Annotated in this window: 17 protein-coding genes and 1 riboswitch; of the genes, 12 read left to right on the forward strand and 5 right to left on the reverse strand. The window is 70.1% G+C overall.

Translation table 11 applies throughout. From position 1 onward, the window contains the following. Positions 1–56: 56 nt before the first annotated feature. From ACFP3V_RS05780 to ACFP3V_RS05795, 4 genes are all read left to right on the forward strand, one after another. Positions 57–833 (forward strand): enoyl-CoA hydratase/isomerase family protein, encoded by a 777-nt coding sequence (locus tag ACFP3V_RS05780; protein ID WP_380580424.1) that lies wholly within the window; start codon positions 57–59, stop codon positions 831–833. A 132-nt stretch (positions 834–965) separates the two neighbouring features. Next, positions 966–1,385: an ATP-binding protein gene (locus tag ACFP3V_RS05785; RefSeq protein WP_380580426.1), complete on the forward strand. Its 420-nt coding sequence runs from the start codon at positions 966–968 to the stop codon at positions 1,383–1,385. 309 nt (positions 1,386–1,694) lie between these two features. Further along, positions 1,695–2,246: a GNAT family N-acetyltransferase gene (locus tag ACFP3V_RS05790; protein ID WP_380580428.1), complete on the forward strand. Its 552-nt coding sequence runs from the start codon at positions 1,695–1,697 to the stop codon at positions 2,244–2,246. Positions 2,247–2,293: 47 nt separating this feature from the next. Further along, positions 2,294–3,208 carry an oxygenase MpaB family protein gene (locus tag ACFP3V_RS05795; RefSeq protein WP_380580430.1) on the forward strand — a complete coding sequence of 305 codons (915 nt, stop codon included), beginning with the start codon at positions 2,294–2,296 and terminating at the stop codon, positions 3,206–3,208. Between the two features lie 43 nt (positions 3,209–3,251). On the opposite strand, the gene ACFP3V_RS05800 is transcribed toward ACFP3V_RS05795, so the two are convergent. The 4 genes from ACFP3V_RS05800 to gcvT all read right to left on the reverse strand — a co-directional run bounded on the left by ACFP3V_RS05800 (position 3,252) and on the right by gcvT (position 7,763). Continuing rightward, positions 3,252–4,619, reverse strand: a complete 1,368-nt coding sequence (locus ACFP3V_RS05800; protein ID WP_380580432.1) for an L-serine ammonia-lyase — start codon at positions 4,617–4,619, stop codon at positions 3,252–3,254. A gap of 283 nt (positions 4,620–4,902) precedes the next feature. Next, a complete protein-coding gene (locus ACFP3V_RS05805; protein WP_380580434.1) occupies positions 4,903–6,171 on the reverse strand; it encodes a serine hydroxymethyltransferase in 1,269 nt (422 codons plus the stop codon). Positions 6,172–6,194: 23 nt separating this feature from the next. Beyond that, positions 6,195–6,572: a glycine cleavage system protein GcvH gene (gene gcvH, locus ACFP3V_RS05810; protein WP_380580436.1), complete on the reverse strand. Its 378-nt coding sequence runs from the start codon at positions 6,570–6,572 to the stop codon at positions 6,195–6,197. 72 nt (positions 6,573–6,644) lie between these two features. After that, positions 6,645–7,763, reverse strand: coding sequence for a glycine cleavage system aminomethyltransferase GcvT (gene gcvT, locus ACFP3V_RS05815; protein ID WP_380580438.1), 1,119 nt, complete (start codon positions 7,761–7,763; stop codon positions 6,645–6,647). A gap of 138 nt (positions 7,764–7,901) precedes the next feature. Continuing rightward, a riboswitch (glycine riboswitch) is annotated at positions 7,902–7,995 on the reverse strand. A gap of 305 nt (positions 7,996–8,300) precedes the next feature. Between gcvT and ACFP3V_RS05820 the strand changes: the two genes are divergently transcribed. The 8 genes from ACFP3V_RS05820 (at position 8,301) to ACFP3V_RS05855 (ending at position 17,138) form a co-directional block, all read left to right on the forward strand. Then, positions 8,301–9,014, forward strand: a complete 714-nt coding sequence (locus ACFP3V_RS05820) for an enhanced serine sensitivity protein SseB C-terminal domain-containing protein (RefSeq protein WP_380580440.1) — start codon at positions 8,301–8,303, stop codon at positions 9,012–9,014. 50 nt (positions 9,015–9,064) lie between these two features. Continuing rightward, entirely contained in the window at positions 9,065–9,820 is a 756-nt protein-coding gene (locus ACFP3V_RS05825) for an enhanced serine sensitivity protein SseB C-terminal domain-containing protein (protein ID WP_380580442.1), read from the forward strand. Positions 9,821–10,281: 461 nt separating this feature from the next. Further along, the gene (locus ACFP3V_RS05830; protein WP_380580444.1) at positions 10,282–11,283 is read left to right on the forward strand and encodes an ABC transporter permease; all 1,002 of its coding nucleotides are present in this window, start codon (positions 10,282–10,284) and stop codon (positions 11,281–11,283) included. 113 nt (positions 11,284–11,396) lie between these two features. Beyond that, a complete protein-coding gene (locus ACFP3V_RS05835) occupies positions 11,397–13,127 on the forward strand; it encodes an ABC transporter substrate-binding protein (protein ID WP_380580446.1) in 1,731 nt (576 codons plus the stop codon). A gap of 115 nt (positions 13,128–13,242) precedes the next feature. Next, a complete protein-coding gene (locus tag ACFP3V_RS05840; protein ID WP_380580448.1) occupies positions 13,243–14,244 on the forward strand; it encodes an ABC transporter permease in 1,002 nt (333 codons plus the stop codon). After that, a complete protein-coding gene (locus ACFP3V_RS05845; RefSeq protein WP_380580450.1) occupies positions 14,241–15,344 on the forward strand; it encodes an ABC transporter ATP-binding protein in 1,104 nt (367 codons plus the stop codon). The genes ACFP3V_RS05840 and ACFP3V_RS05845 overlap by 4 nt, the downstream gene beginning before the upstream one ends. 27 nt (positions 15,345–15,371) lie before the next feature. Then, complete coding sequence (locus ACFP3V_RS05850; protein WP_380580452.1) at positions 15,372–16,418, forward strand: ABC transporter ATP-binding protein; 1,047 nt, start codon at positions 15,372–15,374, stop codon at positions 16,416–16,418. A 63-nt stretch (positions 16,419–16,481) separates the two neighbouring features. Beyond that, positions 16,482–17,138 carry a trimeric intracellular cation channel family protein gene (locus ACFP3V_RS05855; protein ID WP_380580454.1) on the forward strand — a complete coding sequence of 219 codons (657 nt, stop codon included), beginning with the start codon at positions 16,482–16,484 and terminating at the stop codon, positions 17,136–17,138. 23 nt (positions 17,139–17,161) lie between these two features. Here ACFP3V_RS05855 and ACFP3V_RS05860 read toward each other — a convergent pair whose 3' ends face one another. Next, positions 17,162–17,905, reverse strand: a complete 744-nt coding sequence (locus ACFP3V_RS05860; RefSeq protein ID WP_380580456.1) for an IclR family transcriptional regulator — start codon at positions 17,903–17,905, stop codon at positions 17,162–17,164. Positions 17,906–17,958 lie beyond the last annotated feature (53 nt).

Consider the following 17,958-nt stretch of genomic DNA (forward strand, 5'->3'; position numbering starts at 1 on the left):
CCGGGGGCCGGTTAACATCTGCTAACCCCTCAGTCGCAATCGCTTGGAGGCACGCAGTGTCGTCGCGCTTCGTCTCGCTCGAGGTCAAGGACGCCGTGGGCACGATCCGTCTGGATCGCCCGCCGATGAACGCCCTGGACATCGCCATGCAGGACCAGCTCAAGGAGGTCGCCGAGGAGGCGGGCGCCCCCAAGGACGTGCGCGCGGTGATCCTGTGGGGCGGTGAGAAGCTCTTCGCCGCAGGGGCCGACATCAAGGAGATGCAGCGCATGTCCTATACGGACATGGTCGAGCGCGCCGGCGCCCTGCAGGGGTCCTTCGACGCGGTGGCGCGCATCCCGAAGCCGGTCGTCGCCGCGGTCACCGGCTACGCGCTGGGCGGGGGCTGCGAGTTGACCCTCTGCGCGGACATCCGCATCGCCGCCGACAACGCCAAGCTCGGGCAGCCGGAGATCCTGCTCGGGCTGATCCCGGGCGCCGGAGGCACCCAGCGGCTGTCGCGGCTGGTCGGTCCGGCCAAGGCGAAGGACCTCATCTTCACCGGCCGCCAGGTCCGCGCCGACGAGGCGCTGCGCATCGGTCTGGTCGACCAGGTCGTCCCCGCCGACGAGGTCTACCCGACCGCATATGCCTGGGCGTCCAGGCTCGCGGCCGGTCCGGCCTATGCGTTGCGGGCTGCCAAGGAGGCGGTGGACCGGGGTCTGGAGACCGATCTGGAGACCGGGCTGTCGCTCGAACGGCAGCTGTTCGCGGGCCTGTTCGCAACGGAGGACCGGGAGATCGGTATGCGGAGTTTCGTCGAGGAGGGGCCGGGGAAGGCCAAGTTCCGCTGAGCTGCGGTTATGTGACGGAGGGTCAGCTTCCGATCGGCATATGCCCAAAGCAAGCGATGATTTTTTGTCGTTGTGCTCGCGGTGGCCCTCCGGAACCGCCATGATGGGCGCATGGCAGTACGGGGTGAAGTGATGCCGCAGCAGAGAGTGACGGATGTTACTCCTGTGCTGCAGCCCGCCGAGGAGATCCGGTTACCTGCGGAGACGTCCTCGGCGCAGCGCTCCCGACGGCTCGTCAGATCCGCCCTGGAGTCCTGGGGACTGGGCGGCCAGGGCGAGGTCGTGGAGCTGCTCGTCGGTGAGCTGGTGGCCAACGCGGTCCGGCACGCCGGGGGTGACGACATCGGTCTGCGCGCGCTGCGCGGCCAAGGCCGGGTCCGGGTGGAGGTGCGGGACCTGTCCCGGGTGCTGCCCTGCCTGATCATGGGCGATGTCGAGGACGACAACGGCCGCGGGCTGCGCATCGTCGACAAGCTCGCCGACCGGTGGGGCGTCGACCTGCTGGCGCGCGGCAAGTCCGTCTGGTTCGAACTGCGGGTCCGTCCGCTCTGACGCCCTCGCGGCGGCCGGAAACGCAATGCGGGGCCCCGGGGATCGTGGTGGATCCGGGGCCCCTGCACAGAGTTGCCGCCGGCCGAGGGGGTGGTGCCGGAACGGGCATGCGGGAAGCGCTCGGGTCGGAGGCGTTCCGGGATCGACTATCGCAGACGTCTCGCTATGTGGTCAAAACCGCGCTTCGGACAATTGCGGACATTCCTCCGCCATGAGCCGTGGATCACAAGGTTTTCCCGCTCCTTTGCTTGTGATTCATCTACTTCTTCCCTCTGCTGCCTTTGATCGTTTTCGTGGCAGGATCGCTCCATGAGCTTTCCCATCGAGCCCGTCCAGCTCCACGGCCACGGCCTGCACCTGCGCGAGTGGCGGGACGAGGACCTGCCCGCCATGTCCGCGCTCTTCGACGACCCCGAGGTCGCCCGGTGGACGCCGCTGGCGTCGCCCTTCGACGAGGCGGCCGCGGCCGCCTACCTGCAGCGGGCGCGCCAGGCGCGCGAGGCGCGGCTCCGGCTCCAGTTCGCGGTCACCCGCGACGGCGGGCAGCCGCTCGGCGAGGTGCTGGCGATGCGCAGGGTGGACCAGACCGGAGCCGCGACGGGCGTCGTGGAGATCGGCTACGCGATCGGCGCCGCCCACCGCGGTCAGGGCCTGGCCTCGGCGGGCGTGCGCCTGCTGACGGAGTACGCCTACACGGAGCTCGACGCCCGGCAGGTCGTCCTGCGCATCGAGCCCGACAACGCCGCCAGCGCCGCCGTCGCCCGCTCGACCGGCTACCACCTCGCCGACGAGCCGCCCGTCGTCGTCACCGACCCGGACGGCGCCGAGGTCGTGCTCCGGGTCTGGGAGCACCGGCGCTGAGAGGGGTGCCGGCTGGGTAGGGGACGGCTGGGAAGGGGGCGCAGCCCATGGCACTGGCGGCGGCACTGCTCAAACGGCACCTCGACTCCCTGGTGCACGGCGGCGACCTGCACCTCGAGCGTTATGCCGAACCCGCCGGGGACCCCGGCCTGTTCGGGCCGGACAGCGTGGCCTGGCGGGTCAACGGCGACCTGCCCGGAATGCTCTGCGGCGGCATCGCGGCGCTGCTGCTCCAGTCGCTGCATCCACTGGCGATGGCCGGCGTGGACCAGTTCTCGGACTACCGCGAGCGCCCGGTGGGCCGCCTCAACACGACGGCCGCGTTCGTCGCCACGACCACGTACGGGTCCACGCGGGCGGCGGAGGCGATGATCGAGCGCGTCCGCACCGTCCACCGGGCGGTGCACGGAACCGCCCCCGACGGGCGTCCCTACCGGGCCGACGATCCCGACCTGCTGACCTGGGTCCACGTCGCCGAGATGGTCTGCTTCCTGCGCGGCTACGAGGTCTTCGGCCCGGGGCGCGGAGCGCTGTCAGCGGCGGACCGGGACCGGTACTTCACCGAGTCCGCGCTGATCGCCCGCAAACTGGGTGCCGCCCGGGTTCCGGTGACGGCCCGTCAGGCCGGGGCGTACCTCCAGGCAACCCGGCCCTCGCTGCGGCTCACCCCCGCCGCCCGGGACGCGGCCCGCTTCCTGCGCGACTTCGGGCGCACGCCCGCCGAACGCGTCGGCGCCCGCCTGCTCTTCGCGGGTGCGGTCACTCTGCTTCCGCCGTGGGCAGCACGGGAGTTGGGCCTGCGTCAGCACCTGCTCGCGCGGCCCCCGGCCCGCCTGCTCGGCGGTGCGCTGCGGGCAGCGGTCCAGCCCTCGCCGATCCTCGCCGCGGCGCACGGCCGCTGCCTCGCCGGAACGGACCCCGGCGGCACCGAAGGTCGGGGCCGGGTGTCCGCGAGGCGGTAGCCGACGGCGGCACCCTCGCGGTCACCCACGCCGGGGCCGGCGATCAGCACTCGATGACGTTGACCGCAAGGCCGCCGCGCGAGGTCTCCTTGTATTTGATCTTCATGTCGGCGCCCGTCTCCTTCATGGTCTTGATGGCCTTGTCGAGGGAGACGTGGTGCCGTCCGTCCCCGCGCAGTGCCATCCGCGCGGCCGTGACCGCCTTGACCGCGGCCATGCCGTTGCGCTCGATGCACGGGATCTGGACCAGCCCGCCGACCGGGTCGCAGGTGAGGCCGAGGTTGTGCTCGATGCCGATCTCGGCCGCGTTCTCCACCTGCTCCGGGGTGCCGCCGAGCACCTCCGCCAAGCCGCCCGCGGCCATCGAGCAGGCGGAGCCGACCTCGCCCTGGCAGCCGACCTCGGCGCCGGAGATGGAGGCGTTCTCCTTGAAGAGCATGCCGATCGCGCCCGCCGCCAGCAGGAAGCGGACGATGCCGTCCTCGTCCGCGCCGGGGATGAAGTTGAGGTAGTAGTGCAGCACCGCGGGGATGATCCCGGCCGCGCCGTTGGTCGGAGCGGTGACCACGCGACCGCCCGCCGCGTTCTCCTCGTTCACGGCCATGGCGTAGAGGGTGACCCACTCCATCGCGTTCGCCGGGCCGATGCCCTCGACGCGCAGCGCCCGCGCGGCCGAGGCCGCCCGGCGGCGGACCTTCAGGCCGCCGGGCAGGATGCCCTCGTTGGCCATGCCGTTGCGGACGCACTCCTGCATGACCCGCCAGATGTCCAGCAGCCCGGCCCGGATCTCCTCCTCGGTCCGCCAGGCCTTCTCGTTCTCGAGCATCAGCGAGGAGATCGAGAGGCCGGTCTCCTGCGTCAACCGCAGCATCTCCGCGCCGGTGCGGAAGGGGTACTTGAGGACGGTGTCGTCGAGCTTGACGCGGTCGGCGCCGATGGCGTCCTCGTCCACGACGAAGCCGCCGCCCACCGAGTAGTAGGTCTTCTCCAGGACGACGCCGCCCGAGGCGTCGAAGGCCGCCAGGGTCATTCCGTTGGCGTGGTAGGGCAGGGAGCGACGCCGGTGCAGGACGAGCTGGGTGTCCGGGTCGAAGGCGATCTCGTGGTCGCCGAGCAGGCTCAGCTGCTTCTTCGCGCGGACCCGCTCCTCGATGCGGTTGGACTCGGCGATGTCGACGGTCCGGGGTGACGCCCCCTCAAGTCCGAGCAGCACCGCCTTCGGGGTGCCGTGGCCGTGGCCGGTCGCGCCGAGGGAGCCGAACAGCTCCGCCTTGACGGTCGCGGTCCGCGGCAGCAGGCCTTCCGACCGCAGCCGCCGGGCGAACATCCGGGCCGCGCGCATCGGGCCCACGGTGTGCGAGGAGGAGGGGCCGATGCCGATGGAGAAGAGATCGAAGACGCTGATGGCCACGGGGACGCCCTTGAGGGTGAGGGTTCGGTACAGAGGCCGGGGCACCGGCCACGGGGAGGACGCGGGATCGCCGCGCCCCTCCCAGTGTCCCTCCCGGCGGGGATTGCCCTGCCGCGACGTCGGGCACGCGCACCTGCTGCGTTGGCGAACCCCCACGCACATCCCGTACGAGGGGGGCCGCCGCCTTGCGTCTGCACGCGCCGGACGTCGCGGCTCGACGGGAGACCCCCGCCGGAGGGACACGTGGGCAGGTGCCCCCGGAAAAGAGCTGACTACCTGAGGCTCACAGCTCGGGGTAGAGCGGGTGCTTCTCGGCCAGGGCGGTGACGCGGGCCTTCAGCGACTCGGCCTTGGCCTCGTCGAAGCCGGGCTTGAGCGCCTCCGCGATGACGTCCGCGACCTCGCGGAAGTCCTCGGCCTGGAAGCCCCGGGTGGCCAGTGCCGGGGCGCCGATCCGCAGACCGGAGGTCACCATCGGCGGACGCGGGTCGTTCGGCACCGCGTTGCGGTTGACCGTGATGCCGACCTCGTGCAGGCGGTCCTCGGCCTGCTGGCCGTCCAGCTCGGAGTTGCGCAGGTCCACCAGGACGAGGTGCACGTCGGTGCCGCCGGACAGCACGGCGACGCCGGCCTCGACCGCGTCCGGCTGGGTCAGGCGCTCGGCCAGGATGGCCGCGCCCTCCAGCGTGCGCTTCTGACGGTCCTTGAACTCCTCGCCCGCGGCCACCTTGAAGGCCACTGCCTTGGCGGCGATCACGTGCTCGAGCGGGCCGCCCTGCTGGCCCGGGAAGACCGCGGAGTTGATCTTCTTGGCCAGCTCGGCCTTGGACAGGATCACGCCACCGCGCGGACCGCCCAGGGTCTTGTGCGTGGTGGTGGTGACGACGTCCGCGAAGGGCACCGGGGACGGGTGCAGCCCGGCGGCGACCAGGCCCGCGAAGTGGGCCATGTCGACCATCAGGTACGCGCCGACCTCGTCCGCGATCCGGCGGAACTCGGCGAAGTCCAGCTGCCGCGGGTAGGCGGACCAGCCGGCCACGATCAGCTTCGGCTGGGCCTCCTTGGCCAGGCGCTCCACCTCGGCCATGTCCACGCGGCCGGTCGCCGGGTCCACGTGGTAGGCGACGACGTTGTAGAGCTTGCCGCTGAAGTTGATCTTCATGCCGTGGGTCAGGTGACCGCCGTGGGCCAGGTCCAGGCCGAGGATGGTGTCGCCCGGCTGCAGCAGGGCGAACATCGCGGCGGCGTTGGCCTGGGCACCCGAGTGCGGCTGGACGTTGGCGTGCTCGGCGCCGAACAGCGCCTTGACCCGGTCGATCGCCAGCTGCTCGATGACGTCGACGTTCTCGCAGCCGCCGTAGTAGCGGCGGCCCGGGTAGCCCTCGGCGTACTTGTTGGTGAGCACCGAGCCCTGGGCCTCCAGCACCGCGACCGGCGCGAAGTTCTCGGAGGCGATCATCTCGAGGGTGGACTGCTGGCGGTGCAGCTCGGCGTCCACCGCAGCGGCGACCTCGGGGTCGAGCGCGTGCAGGGACTGGTTGAGGACAGACATGATCGGGGAACCCCTCGCAGGAATCAGCCGCCGGTGTGGGCGGTGTACTCGTCGGCGTTGAGCAGACCCTCCGGGGCGCCCGAGATGCGCACCTTGAACAGCCAACCGTCCTCGAACGCCGAGGAGTTGACCAGCGCCGGGTCGTCCACCACGGCCTGGTTGGCCTCGACGACCTCGCCGCTCACGGGGGAGTAGAGGTCGCTGACGGACTTGGTGGACTCCAGCTCGCCACAGGTGTCGCCGGCGGTGACGGTGTCGCCGACCTCGGGCAGCTGCACGTACACCACGTCACCCAGGGCGTCCGCCGCGAAGGCGGTGACGCCCACGGTCACCACGCCGTCCTCGGCGGCGGTGACCCACTCGTGCTCCTTGCTGTACTGCAGGTTCTGGGGGTTGCTCATGAGGGGATTCTCCAGGATCAGGGGAGGTCGGGGCGAAACGGGACAGCAGGTGAGACGGGAGCTGACGCCGGGTCAGCGGGCGCGCTTGTAGAAGGGGAGCGCGACGACCTCGACCGGCTCGTGGGTGCCGCGGACGTCCACGGCCACCTGGGTGCCGGGCACCGCGTGGGCGGCGTCGACGTAGGCCATGGCGATCGGCTTGCCCAGGGTCGGGGAGGGAGCGCCGGAGGTGACGGCGCCGATGGCCCGGCCGTCGGCGTCCACCACGGTCATCTCGGCGCGGGGGACCCGGCGGCCGGGGGAGACCAGGCCGACCAGCACGCGCGGCGGGTTGGTGCGAGCCTCCTCGGCGGCCTTCTCCAGCGCGGCGCGGCCGACGAACTCGCCGCCGTTGGTGGTCTTGTCGAAGCGGACGACCCGGCCCAGCCCGGCGTCGAAGGGGGTGAGCGAGGTGTTCAACTCGTGCCCGTAGAGCGGCATCCCGGCCTCGAGGCGCAGGGTGTCGCGGCAGGAGAGGCCACAGGGGATCAGCCCGAACTCCGCGCCGGCCTCGGTCAGCGCCTGCCACAGCTCGACGGCGTCCGCGGGGGCGACGAACAGCTCGAAGCCGTCCTCGCCGGTGTAGCCGGTGCGGGCCAGCAGCGCGTCCCGGCCGGCGACGGTGGCCGGGAGGACGGCGTAGTACTTGAGGTTGTCCAGGTCGGCGTCGGTCACCTTGCGCATGATCGCGGTGGCGTCCGGGCCCTGGACCGCGACCAGCGCGTAGTTGTCCCGGTCGTCGCGCACCTCGGCGTCGAAGCCGGCGGCGCGGTCGCGCAGGGCGTCGAGGACGACCTGCGCGTTGGAGGCGTTGGCCACGACGAGGAACTCGGTCTCGCCGGTGCGGTAGACGATGAGGTCGTCGAGGATGCCGCCGTCCGCCGCGCAGATCATGGTGTAGCGGGCGCGGAGCGGGCCGAGGGCGGAGACGAAACCGACCAGGGCGCGGTCGAGCAGCTCGCCGGCCTGGGGGCCGGTGACGGTGATCTCGCCCATGTGGGAGAGGTCGAAGAGCCCGGCCCGGGTGCGGACGGCGTTGTGCTCCTCGCGCTCGCTGCCGTAGCGCAGCGGCATGTCCCAGCCCGCGAAGTCGGTCATGGTCGCGCCGAGCGCGCGGTGGACGGCGTCCAGGGCGGTATGACGGAGCGTCATGGGGTTACTTCCCTTGCTCTAGGCATGCTGCGGCAGAGTCTCCCCTCTGTCGCTTGACCTGAGAGCTTCGACGCGCGGGAGAGAGCCCGGCGTCTTGCACCGTGGGTGGACCGCGGAGCGGTCGCTTTCCAGAGATGCCTCACCCTTGCGGTATCTGTGCCTGAGAGATTCCGGGGAGGGCTTGCTCCTTCGGCGCCGGCGTGTGCTCCACCGACTCTCCCGCACGGGTTCAACGGCCTGTCTTCTGTTCTCGTTGCGGCACATCATGGCACACGGTCCGCCCCGCAGGGGCGCGAGGCTGTGGACATGTGCGGCTCGGCCGCGCGGGCGCCCCGCCGGGGGTCCGAGGAATCGCCCACCCTCCCCAGCCTTCGGCGGGAGGTGCCCCCAGCGCGAGCAGCCCACCACCCGGGACCCGGGAACGTTCGCCCCCACACGGGGTCGGACCTCCCGGACGATGGGGCTGGTCGCGCCCACGCGACCGAGCCGCACATGTCCACAGCCCCGCGCCCCTGGGGGTGCCACTAACCTGAGTGCATGACGTGGCCGGGGAACGAGTTGGAGCAGGTGCTGCAGGCATCCGTGGGGGAGCCGGGCGCCACGCCCCGGGTCATGGAGGTGCTGGCGCGGAGCCACGTCTGGCTGCCGCTGCCCGGCGGGCCGACCCAGGACGGCATCACCCTCGATCTGCCCACGACCGAGCTCGCGGGCAAGCCCTACGTCCCCGTCTTCAGCTCGGAGGAGCAACTGCACGCCGTCGCCGGGGCGGCCATGTCCTACGCCATCGCCCCGGTCCGCGAGTTGGCCCGCGGCCTGCCCCCGGGGGTGGGGATAGCGGTCAACCCGGAGGGGACCGTCGGCATCCCCGTCCCCGCCGAGGGCGTGCCCGACCTCTGCGTGGGCGAGCCCGCCCAGGTCGGGCTGCGCGAGCCCGAGCCGGAGGCGGAGCCGGGGGAGTTCCTCGGACAGGCCGCAGGCGAACTGTCCCTACTGCCGCACGTTCTGACGGCCCGTCGGGCGCTCGTCCAGGTCGAGGGGGACCCGGAGAAGCTGTTCGTGGGCGTCCAGCTGTCCAGCCTGCAGCAGGCCGACCAGGAGGCCGTGCACCTCGCGCTCGGACGGGCGCTGCACGCCGCCCCCGTGCCGTGGCCGGTCTCCGTCGTGCTGCTGGACGTGGCGCAGGACACGCTCGCGGCGTGGATGCTGGCGAGCGTGACCCCCTTCTACGACCGCAGTGAACGGCTAGGCTGACCGTTCGTCAGCAGCAGCGGAACGATCCGACAGATCCGGTGGGGGAGAGAGTGAGCGCGATCGAGCAGGCGCTGGCGCACGTCGCTCCGGGGCAGCCGGAGCGGTACGAGGCGCTGCTGCACGCGCTCGCCGAGGGCCAGGTCTGGATGCTGCTGTGGCACGGCACCCCCGGCAGTCCGGACGCCCAGTACGGCTCCATGGACGTCGGCGGCCACGGCTACGCCCCCTGCGTCACCTCCGAGGCCCAGTTGCAGGCGTCGGGCTGGCCGCGGGCCCATGTCGTGGGCCAGGGACGGGAGATCGCGGCGGCGCTGTACCGGGAGCGGTGGGGGCTGTGGCTCAATCCGCACCAGCCCGGCGGCGGGCTCGGGGTGCCGTGGGCGGACCTGCGCCGGATCGCGGGCGGACTGGACCGGCTCCCGGCCGGGCCGCTGACCATCACCGAACCGGAGGCTGCCGGGATCGTGGCGGATGCCTTCTACGCCCGACTTGCCCAGGCTGCGCATGCTACACCCGTGATTCAGGCACTTCGTCGGGCCTGGGTACAACCGGCCTTCGGTGAGCCGTATCTGACGATCGGTCTGGATCTGTTCGACTCGTCCCCGGCCGCGGTCGAAGCGGTGCGCCGGATGATGGAGCACGCGCTCCCGGCCGCCCCGGAGGGCGTCGCCGTGTCCACCGTCGCGATGGCCGACCCCTACGACTCGGTGGCGCTCTGGCTTCAGGCGCGGACCGTCCCCTTCTTCGACAGGGGTGTTTCCGGAGGCGTCTCCGGCTACGGGTATCCGCACCCGATTCAGGGCTGATGTCCGCTTTGCCCCCCGGGGTGTCACTGTCCTCAGTGGTGTCACTCATGCCGCTGACCAGCGGGGATGCACTCTACCCGCGTTGATCGCCACGCTCCGTGTTTGCGTAACAGGCATGTGAAACGGCGTATTCGCTGGTCACGGGCGTGCATCAGGACAGATCACGGTGCGGAAACGATTACCGGCCGGGTCTTCCGAACGGGCCTGAGCTTATTGAAGAGTGGCGCACCGGAGACGCCGGCGCCGCACCAGGCGCGGCCTCCTCGGCACAGTTGCGACACCACGCACCGCCCGCACCATCTGCTCCACCCAGCACCACTTCTCACGCACCGTCAGGTGACGGTGCGTGACCGCTCTCTCGTTCCACAGCACTTGGCACCATCAGTGAACTGCGACCGGACCTTTGGCCGGTCGGCCGGGCACCGTGTGCCGGTCACCACCGGCTTGGGGGTCTTGACCACATGACAGCTCCACTCCACGACTCCGGTACCGCGACACTGGAGGTCCCTGCCGACCAGGCCGCCGCCGCGCCGGCGAAGATCATCGGCCGTTCGCCGGGACGCATCGCCTGGGAGCGCCTGAAGAAGGACAAAGTCGCGCTCGCCGGCGGTGTCGTCGTCGTGCTGCTGATCCTGGTGGGTGTGCTGGCCCCGGTGCTGACGGGCATCCTCGGGGTCACGCCGAACGACACCCACACCGACCTGCTGGACAAGAGCCTGGGTATCGGAACCCCGGCCGGTTCCTTCGGCGGTGTGAGCAGCTCGCACATCTTCGGCGTCGACCCGGTCTTCGGCCACGACATCTTCGCCCGCATCGTCTACGGCGCCCAGGTCTCCCTGCTGGTGGCCTTCGGCGCGGCGCTGCTCGCGGTCATCATCGGGGTCCTGCTCGGCATGGCTGCCGGCTTCTTCGGCGGCTGGGTGGACTCGGCGATCAGTCGCACCATGGACATCCTGCTGGCCTTCCCGCAGTTGCTCTTCTCCATCGCGCTGGTCTCGGTGCTCCCGGACAAGCTGTTCGGCCTGAGCGGCTCGGCCCCGCGCATCATGGTCCTGATCTTCGTCATCGGCTTCTTCGGCTGGCCCTACATCGGCCGCATCGTCCGCGGCCAGACCCTCTCGCTGCGTGAGCGCGAGTTCATCGAGGCCGCTCGCAGCCTCGGGGCGGGCCGGGTGACCATCCTGCTGAAGGAGCTGCTGCCGAACCTGGTGGCGCCGATCCTCGTCTACACGACGCTGATGATCCCCACCAACATCCTCAACGAGGCGGCACTGAGCTTCCTCGGTGTGGGTGTGAAGCCGCCGACCCCGTCGTGGGGGCAGATGCTCTCCGACTCGGTGCAGTACTACACGATCGACCCGACCTACATGGTCATCCCGGGTCTCGCGATCTTCATTACGGTGCTGTCCTTCAACCTCTTCGGTGACGGACTCCGGGACGCACTCGATCCCAAGGGCAACTAGCTCATCCCTCGCGCCCCGGCGCGAACGCAACAAAGACTGCCAGCACCCGCCCGGGGCTGGGCTCTCTCGGAGGTTGACACTCAGTGAATACGCGCAAGAAGGCACTTGCGGCCGTGAGCCTCGTCGGGGTCATGGCCCTGACGGCGGCCTGCGGCGGTTCCAAGAACCACGGCACCAGCAGCGACAGCAAGGGCGGTTCCAGCTTCAACGCTGTGGCCACCTCGATCGTGAACCCTTCGGACAAGAAGGGTGGCACGCTCAACCTCTGGGGCTCTCAGGACGTCGACTTCCTCGACACCGCGCGGGCCTACTACGCCTTCGCCTGGGACCTGCAGGGCCTCTACGCCCGCACGCTGGTCGCCTACCCGAGCAAGCCGGGCAAGGACGGCCTGCAGCTGCAGCCCGACCTGGCTGCCTCCATGCCGACGGTCAGCGCCGACGGCCTCACCTACACCTTCAAGCTGAAGAGCGGCCTGAAGTTCGACGACGGCAAGCCGATCACGTCGAAGGACATCAAGTACGGCATCGAGCGCGTCTTCGCGCAGGACCTCCTGCCCGGCGGCCCGACCTACCTGATCGACGACCTGGACGAGGGCCAGAAGTACCCCGGCCCGTACAAGGACAAGTCCCCTGAGGGCCTCAAGTCCGTCCAGACCCCGGACGACAGCACGATCGTCTTCACGCTGAAGCAGCCCAACTCGGACTTCCTGTACCACCTGGCGATGGGTTCCGCCTCGCCGGTCGAGCAGTCCCGCGACACCGGTGCCGACGCCTACAACAAGGCCCCCGTCTCCAGCGGTCCGTACAAGGTCGCCTCCTACGTGCCGAACAAGTCCATCAAGTTCGTGCGCAACCCCTACTGGGACCAGTCGACCGACACCCTGCGCAAGGCGCTGCCGGACGCGGTCAACGTCACCATCACCACCAACGCCGACGACCTGGACAGCCGACTGCTGGCCGGCACCGCGGACCTCGACATCGGCCAGGCCGGTGTGCAGACGGCCGCTCAGGCGAAGATCCTGACCGACCCGAAGCTGAAGGCGTACGCGGACGACGTCCCGTCGATGACGATCCGCTACATCTCCATCCAGACCAAGGTCGCGCCGTTCGACAACATCCACTGCCGCAAGGCCGTGATCTACGCGGCCAACGGCACGGACCTGCAGACCGCCCGTGGCGGCCAGTGGGCCGGCAAGCTCGCCACCAACATGCTGCCCCCGGGCGTGCTGGGTGCCGACAACTACGACCCGTACAACCTCGCTGCCGGCCAGTCGCAGATCGACAAGGCGAAGCAGGAGCTGGCCGCGTGCGGCAAGCCGAACGGCTTCTCCACCAACATCGCGGTCCGCAACAACCGTCAGAAGGAGGTCAAGGAGGCCGAGCAGCTGCAGGCCGCCCTGGCCAAGGTCGGCATCAAGCTGAACCTGTACCAGTACGACGGCGCCCAGTCCGCGTCCACCGTCGGTGCGCCGGCTGTCATGCACCAGAAGCAGCTGGGTCTGAACGTCTTCGGCTGGGGTGCCGACTACCCGACCGCTCCGGGCTTCCTGGGTGTGCTGGTCGACGGCAACCAGATCCTGCCGGCCGGCAACAACAACTACACCGAGGTCAACGACCCGGAGATCCAGTCCTGGATCGCCGACGCGAAGAAGGCCACCGACCCGAACGTGGTGGCGGCCGACTACACCAAGATCAACCACAAGGTCATGGACCTGGCCCTGTACCTGCCGGTCGTCGTCGACCAGTCGCTGAACTACTACAACCCGCGACTGACCAACGTCACCTTCTCGCAGGCCCTGGGCATGATCGACTTCAAGGCGCTCGGCGTCTCCGACGGCAAGTGATTCCCAGCCGTCTCACCTGTAAACACAGCTAGACCGAAGGGCAGGTGAAGGCGGGCAGGGTCCGCCCGCCGCTCCCCACAGGGGGCGGCGGGCGGACCCCCGCCAGCCGAGCGCAGTGCTCCTGTACATCGTCCGACGACTCCTCAACATGGTCGTCATGCTCGTGGTGATCGCCGCGATCACCTACGGCATCTTCTTCCTGGTTCCCGTGCTCACCGGCCAGGACCCAGTGATGCTCTACGTGGGCAAGAACGCCAACCCGGCGGCCATCGAGGGCCTGCGCATCAAGCTGGGGTTCAACCACCCCGTCTACGTGCAGTTCTGGGACTACCTCAAGGGTCTGGTGGTCGGCCGCGACTACCCCAACGGCCGTAGTGTGACGCACTGCCCTGCGCCCTGCCTCGGCCTGTCCACCCAGAACGACTCCCCGGTGTGGAACATCCTCACCGGCGCCTTCCCGGTGACCCTGTCGCTCGCCGGCGGCGCGGCCGTCATCTGGCTCGTCCTGGGGGTCGGCACCGGCATCCTGTCCGCGCTGCGCAAGCGCTCCGTGCTGGACCGCGTCACCATGGTCACCGCCCTGGCGGGCGTCTCCCTCCCGGTGTACTTCACCGGCCTGGTGACCTCGGCGATCTTCATCTACAACCTCGGCTGGCTGCCCGAGTCCTCGGACGTCAGCTTCGGCGACGATCCGGTGGCCTGGTTCCAGAACATGCTGCTGCCGTGGATCACCCTGGCGTTCCTCTTCGCCGCCACCTACGCCCGACTCACCCGCGCCACCATGCTGGACGTCATGGGTGAGGACTACATCCGTACCGCTCGGGCCAAGGGACTGAGCGAGGGGACCGTGGTCGGCAAGCACGCGCTGCGGTCCACGCTGACCCCGATCCTCACCGTCTTCGGTATGGACCTGGGCGGCCTGCTCGGCGGCGCCGTGCTCACCGAGAACGTGTTCAACCTGAAGGGACTCGGCTTCCAGGCCCTGCTCGGCATCCAGCGCAACGACCTGCCGATGATCATGGGTGTCACCCTGTTCGCCGCGTTCTTCATCGTGCTGGCCAACTTGATCGTGGACCTGCTCTACGCGGCCATCGACCCCCGAGTGAGGCTTGCATGACCACCCCTGAGACTTCCAAGACCACGGAGCCTTCGGCCTCCGCCGTCACGGTCGGACCGGGCGCCCCCGAGGACTTCCTGACGGTCCGTGACCTCAAGGTGCACTTCCCGACCGACGACGGTCTGGTCAAGTCCGTGGACGGGCTGAGCTTCACCCTGGCCAAGGGCAAGACCCTGGGCATCGTGGGCGAGTCCGGCTCGGGCAAGTCGGTGACCTCGCTGTCGATCATGGGCCTGCACCGAAACGCCGGCAAGAAGCGCGGGCCGCGCATCAGCGGCGAGATCTGGCTGGACGGCCAGGAGCTCGTCAGTGCCAAGCCGGACGAGGTGCGCAAGCTCCGGGGCCAGAAGATGGCGATGATCTTCCAGGACCCGCTGACCGCGATGCACCCCTTCTACACGGTCGGCCAGCAGATCATCGAGGGCTACAAGCAGCACCACCCGGGCGCCTCCAAGCAGCAGGCCCGCAGCCACGCGATCCAGCTGCTGGACCGCGTGGGCATCCCGCAGCCGGACAAGCGGGTGGACATGCACCCGCACGAGTTCTCCGGCGGTATGCGCCAGCGCGCCATGATCGCGATGGCGCTGGCCAACGACCCCTCACTGCTGATCGCCGACGAGCCGACCACCGCGCTCGACGTCACCGTCCAGGCGCAGATCCTGGACCTGATCCGGGACCTGCAGCAGGAGTTCGGCTCCTCGGTGATCATCATCACCCACGACCTGGGCGTGGTGGCCGAGTTGGCCGACGACATCCTGGTCATGTACGGCGGCAAGTGCGTCGAGAAGGGCCCGGCCGACGAGATCTTCTCCGCCCCGCAGCACCCCTACACCTGGGGCCTGCTCGGCTCGATGCCGCGCATCGACCGCGAGCTGCAGGAGCGGCTGATCCCGGTCCAGGGCAACCCGCCCTCCCTGATCAACCTGCCGAACGGCTGCGCCTTCCACCCGCGCTGCCCGTTCGCGGACCGCACCGAGGGCCGGTCGCAGAGCGAGGTGCCGCAGCTCACCGAGGTGGGCCCGCAGCACCTGGCGGCCTGCCACATGAGCAAGGAACTGCGCACCGAGATCTTCACCGAGGAGATCGCTCCCCGGCTCTAGCCGGCACGAGTCGAGGAGAGAACAACCATGGCTGACGTCACGAAGACCGAGAAGAAGATCCCGGAGCCCGCGGCGGCGCCCGCGGACGAGCGGGAGCCCCTGCTCCAGGTCGAGGGGCTGGTCAAGCACTTCCCGATCAAGAAGGGTCTGCTGCAGCGCCAGGTCGGCGCGGTGCAGGCCGTCGACGGGCTGACCTTCGACGTCAAGGCCGGCGAGACGCTGGGCGTGGTCGGCGAGTCCGGCTGCGGCAAGTCCACCATGGGCCGGCTGATCACCCGCCTGCTGGAGCCGACCGGCGGGAAGATCACCTTCGAGGGCACGGACATCACGCATCTGAACACCGCTCAGATGCGGCCGCTGCGCCGTGACATCCAGATGATCTTCCAGGACCCGTACTCCTCCCTCAACCCGCGGCACACGGTCGGCACCATCGTCGGCGCCCCGTTCCGGCTGCAGGGCATCAAGACGGAGAACGGCATCAAGGCCGCCGTACAGGATCTGCTGGAGCTGTGCGGCCTCAACCCGGAGCACTACAACCGCTACCCGCACGAGTTCTCCGGCGGACAGCGCCAGCGCATCGGCATCGCCCGGGCGCTCGCCCTGCGGCCGAAGATGATCGTCGCCGACGAGCCGGTGTCCGCGCTCGACGTGTCGATCCAGGCGCAGGTCGTCAACCTGCTGGACGACCTGCAGTCCGAGCTCGGCCTGACCTACGTCGTCATCGCGCACGACCTCTCGGTCGTCCGGCACGTCTCGGACCGCGTCGCGGTGATGTACCTGGGCAAGATCGTCGAGCTGGCGGACCGCGACTCGCTCTACAAGTCGCCCCGCCACCCGTACACCAAGGCCCTGATGTCGGCCGTCCCGGTGCCCGACACGGCGCGCAAGCAGCAGCGCGAGCGCATCCTGCTCACCGGTGACGTGCCGTCACCGATCAACCCGCCCACGGGCTGCCGCTTCCGCACCCGCTGCTGGAAGGCGCAGGACGTCTGCGCGACGGAGGAGCCCAAACTGGTCGCCCAGAAGGCCGGGCACCTGGCGGCCTGCCACTTCCCTGAGGAAGCGGCGGAGTAGGCCGGAGGGCCACGTTCCGGTCCGGTGCGGGGTCACGTCGACTTTTCGGATAGAAAGGTCGGCGTGACCTCGCAGCTTTTCGACCCGCACCTCCAGGAGGTGCTGGACCTGGTCGGCATCTTCATCTTCGCCCTCTCGGGCGGACTGCTGGCCGTCCGGAAGAACCTGGACATCTTCGGCATCGCGGTGCTCGCCGAGGCCACGGCGCTCGGCGGCGGTGTCATCCGCGACGTCCTGATCGGCGCCGTGCCGCCGGCAGCCTTCGCCGACCAGATCTACTTCCTGACGCCGCTGGCGGCGGCCGTGGTCGTCTTCTTCCTGCACCCCGAGGTCGCCCGGATCAACTGGTCGGTGCAGACGCTGGACGCGGCCGGTCTGGGACTGTTCTGCGTCACCGGCACCGCCAAGGCCCATGACTACGGACTGGGGTCCGTGGCCTCCATCGCCCTCGGCATGATCACCGCTGCGGGCGGTGGCGTGATCCGCGACGTGCTCGCCAACGAGCTTCCCTCGCTGCTGCGTTGGGACCGGGCGCTGTACGCCGTCCCGGCGCTGGTCGGCTCGGCGATCGTCGCGGGACTGATTGCCGGCGGCAGGCTCAACGCCACCACGGGCACGCTCGCGGCCATGGCCGCGTTCGCGATCCGCATGCTGGCGCTCCGCTACGACTGGCGCGCGCCCCGCGCCTGGCAGCGCAGCAGCTCCCGCGCCGAGGAGTGAGCCGAGGAGTGAACAGCACCCCGTCAGGGGTTCCCGCCGTACTCCAGGGACACGGCGTCGGCGGTGGCGAGGAGGTCGGGGACGAGGCGGCGCAGCGCGGTCAGCGGGGCGACCACCGTCGGCGCCGAGAGGCTGCACGCGGCGATCACCGTTCCGTCCGTCGACCGGATCGGCGCGGCCACGCAGCTGATGGTCTCCTCGTACTCGCCCCTGTCCATCGCCCACCCCTGGTCGCGGACCGTCTCCAGTTCCGCCAGCAGCGCCTCCGGAGTGCGCAGCGACCTCGGGGTGTAGGCGGGGTACTCCAGCGACTCCGCGACCTCGCGCCGGTGCGCGTCCGGCAGTCCCGCCAGCAGGACCTTGCCGACCGCGGAGGCGGTCAGCGGGGCGCGCTTGCCGATGCGCGAGTACATCCGCACGGGGTAGCGGCTCTCCAGCTTGTCCACGTACGTCACTTCGCCGTCCTCGTAGACGGCCAGGTGCACCGTGTGCCCGCAGCGCTCGTTGAGCGCGGCCAGGTGAGGGGCCGCCACCTCGCGGACGTCGATGCTCTCCAGGGCCAGCTGGGCCAGCGTGAACAGCCGTCCGCCGAGCCGGTAGCGGTAGTCGCGCTGGCGGTGGACGAAGCCGTGCTGCTCCAGCGTCCGCAGCAGCCGCAGGGCCGTGGACTTGTGCACGCCCAGCCGGGAGGCCGCCTGGTCGAGCGTGGTCGGACCGTCCGCGAGCGCGGACAGCACCGTGAGTGCCCGATCCACCGATTGCGACACCGGCCCGCCCCCCTTGGCGAATCCAGTCAACTGACTGAGCGTGGCCGGATCCT

The organism is Streptacidiphilus monticola (genome assembly GCF_042658505.1).
In the GTDB taxonomy this organism is placed as follows: Bacteria; Actinomycetota; Actinomycetes; order Streptomycetales; family Streptomycetaceae; genus Streptacidiphilus; species Streptacidiphilus monticola.

What these genes read in the sequence shown, in the direction of transcription:
- ACFP3V_RS05830 (WP_380580444.1), top strand. Translation starts at nt 10,282, where the DNA reads ATGACAGCTCCACTCCACGACTCCGGTACCGCGACACTGGAGGTCCCT.
- gcvT (WP_380580438.1), bottom strand. Translation starts at nt 7,763, where the DNA reads ATGACGCTCCGTCATACCGCCCTGGACGCCGTCCACCGCGCGCTCGGC.
- ACFP3V_RS05795 (WP_380580430.1), top strand. Translation starts at nt 2,294, where the DNA reads ATGGCACTGGCGGCGGCACTGCTCAAACGGCACCTCGACTCCCTGGTG.
- ACFP3V_RS05805 (WP_380580434.1), bottom strand. Translation starts at nt 6,171, where the DNA reads ATGTCTGTCCTCAACCAGTCCCTGCACGCGCTCGACCCCGAGGTCGCC.
- gcvH (WP_380580436.1), bottom strand. Translation starts at nt 6,572, where the DNA reads ATGAGCAACCCCCAGAACCTGCAGTACAGCAAGGAGCACGAGTGGGTC.
- ACFP3V_RS05785 (WP_380580426.1), top strand. Translation starts at nt 966, where the DNA reads ATGCCGCAGCAGAGAGTGACGGATGTTACTCCTGTGCTGCAGCCCGCC.
- ACFP3V_RS05790 (WP_380580428.1), top strand. Translation starts at nt 1,695, where the DNA reads ATGAGCTTTCCCATCGAGCCCGTCCAGCTCCACGGCCACGGCCTGCAC.
- ACFP3V_RS05850 (WP_380580452.1), top strand. Translation starts at nt 15,372, where the DNA reads ATGGCTGACGTCACGAAGACCGAGAAGAAGATCCCGGAGCCCGCGGCG.
- ACFP3V_RS05845 (WP_380580450.1), top strand. Translation starts at nt 14,241, where the DNA reads ATGACCACCCCTGAGACTTCCAAGACCACGGAGCCTTCGGCCTCCGCC.
- ACFP3V_RS05820 (WP_380580440.1), top strand. Translation starts at nt 8,301, where the DNA reads ATGACGTGGCCGGGGAACGAGTTGGAGCAGGTGCTGCAGGCATCCGTG.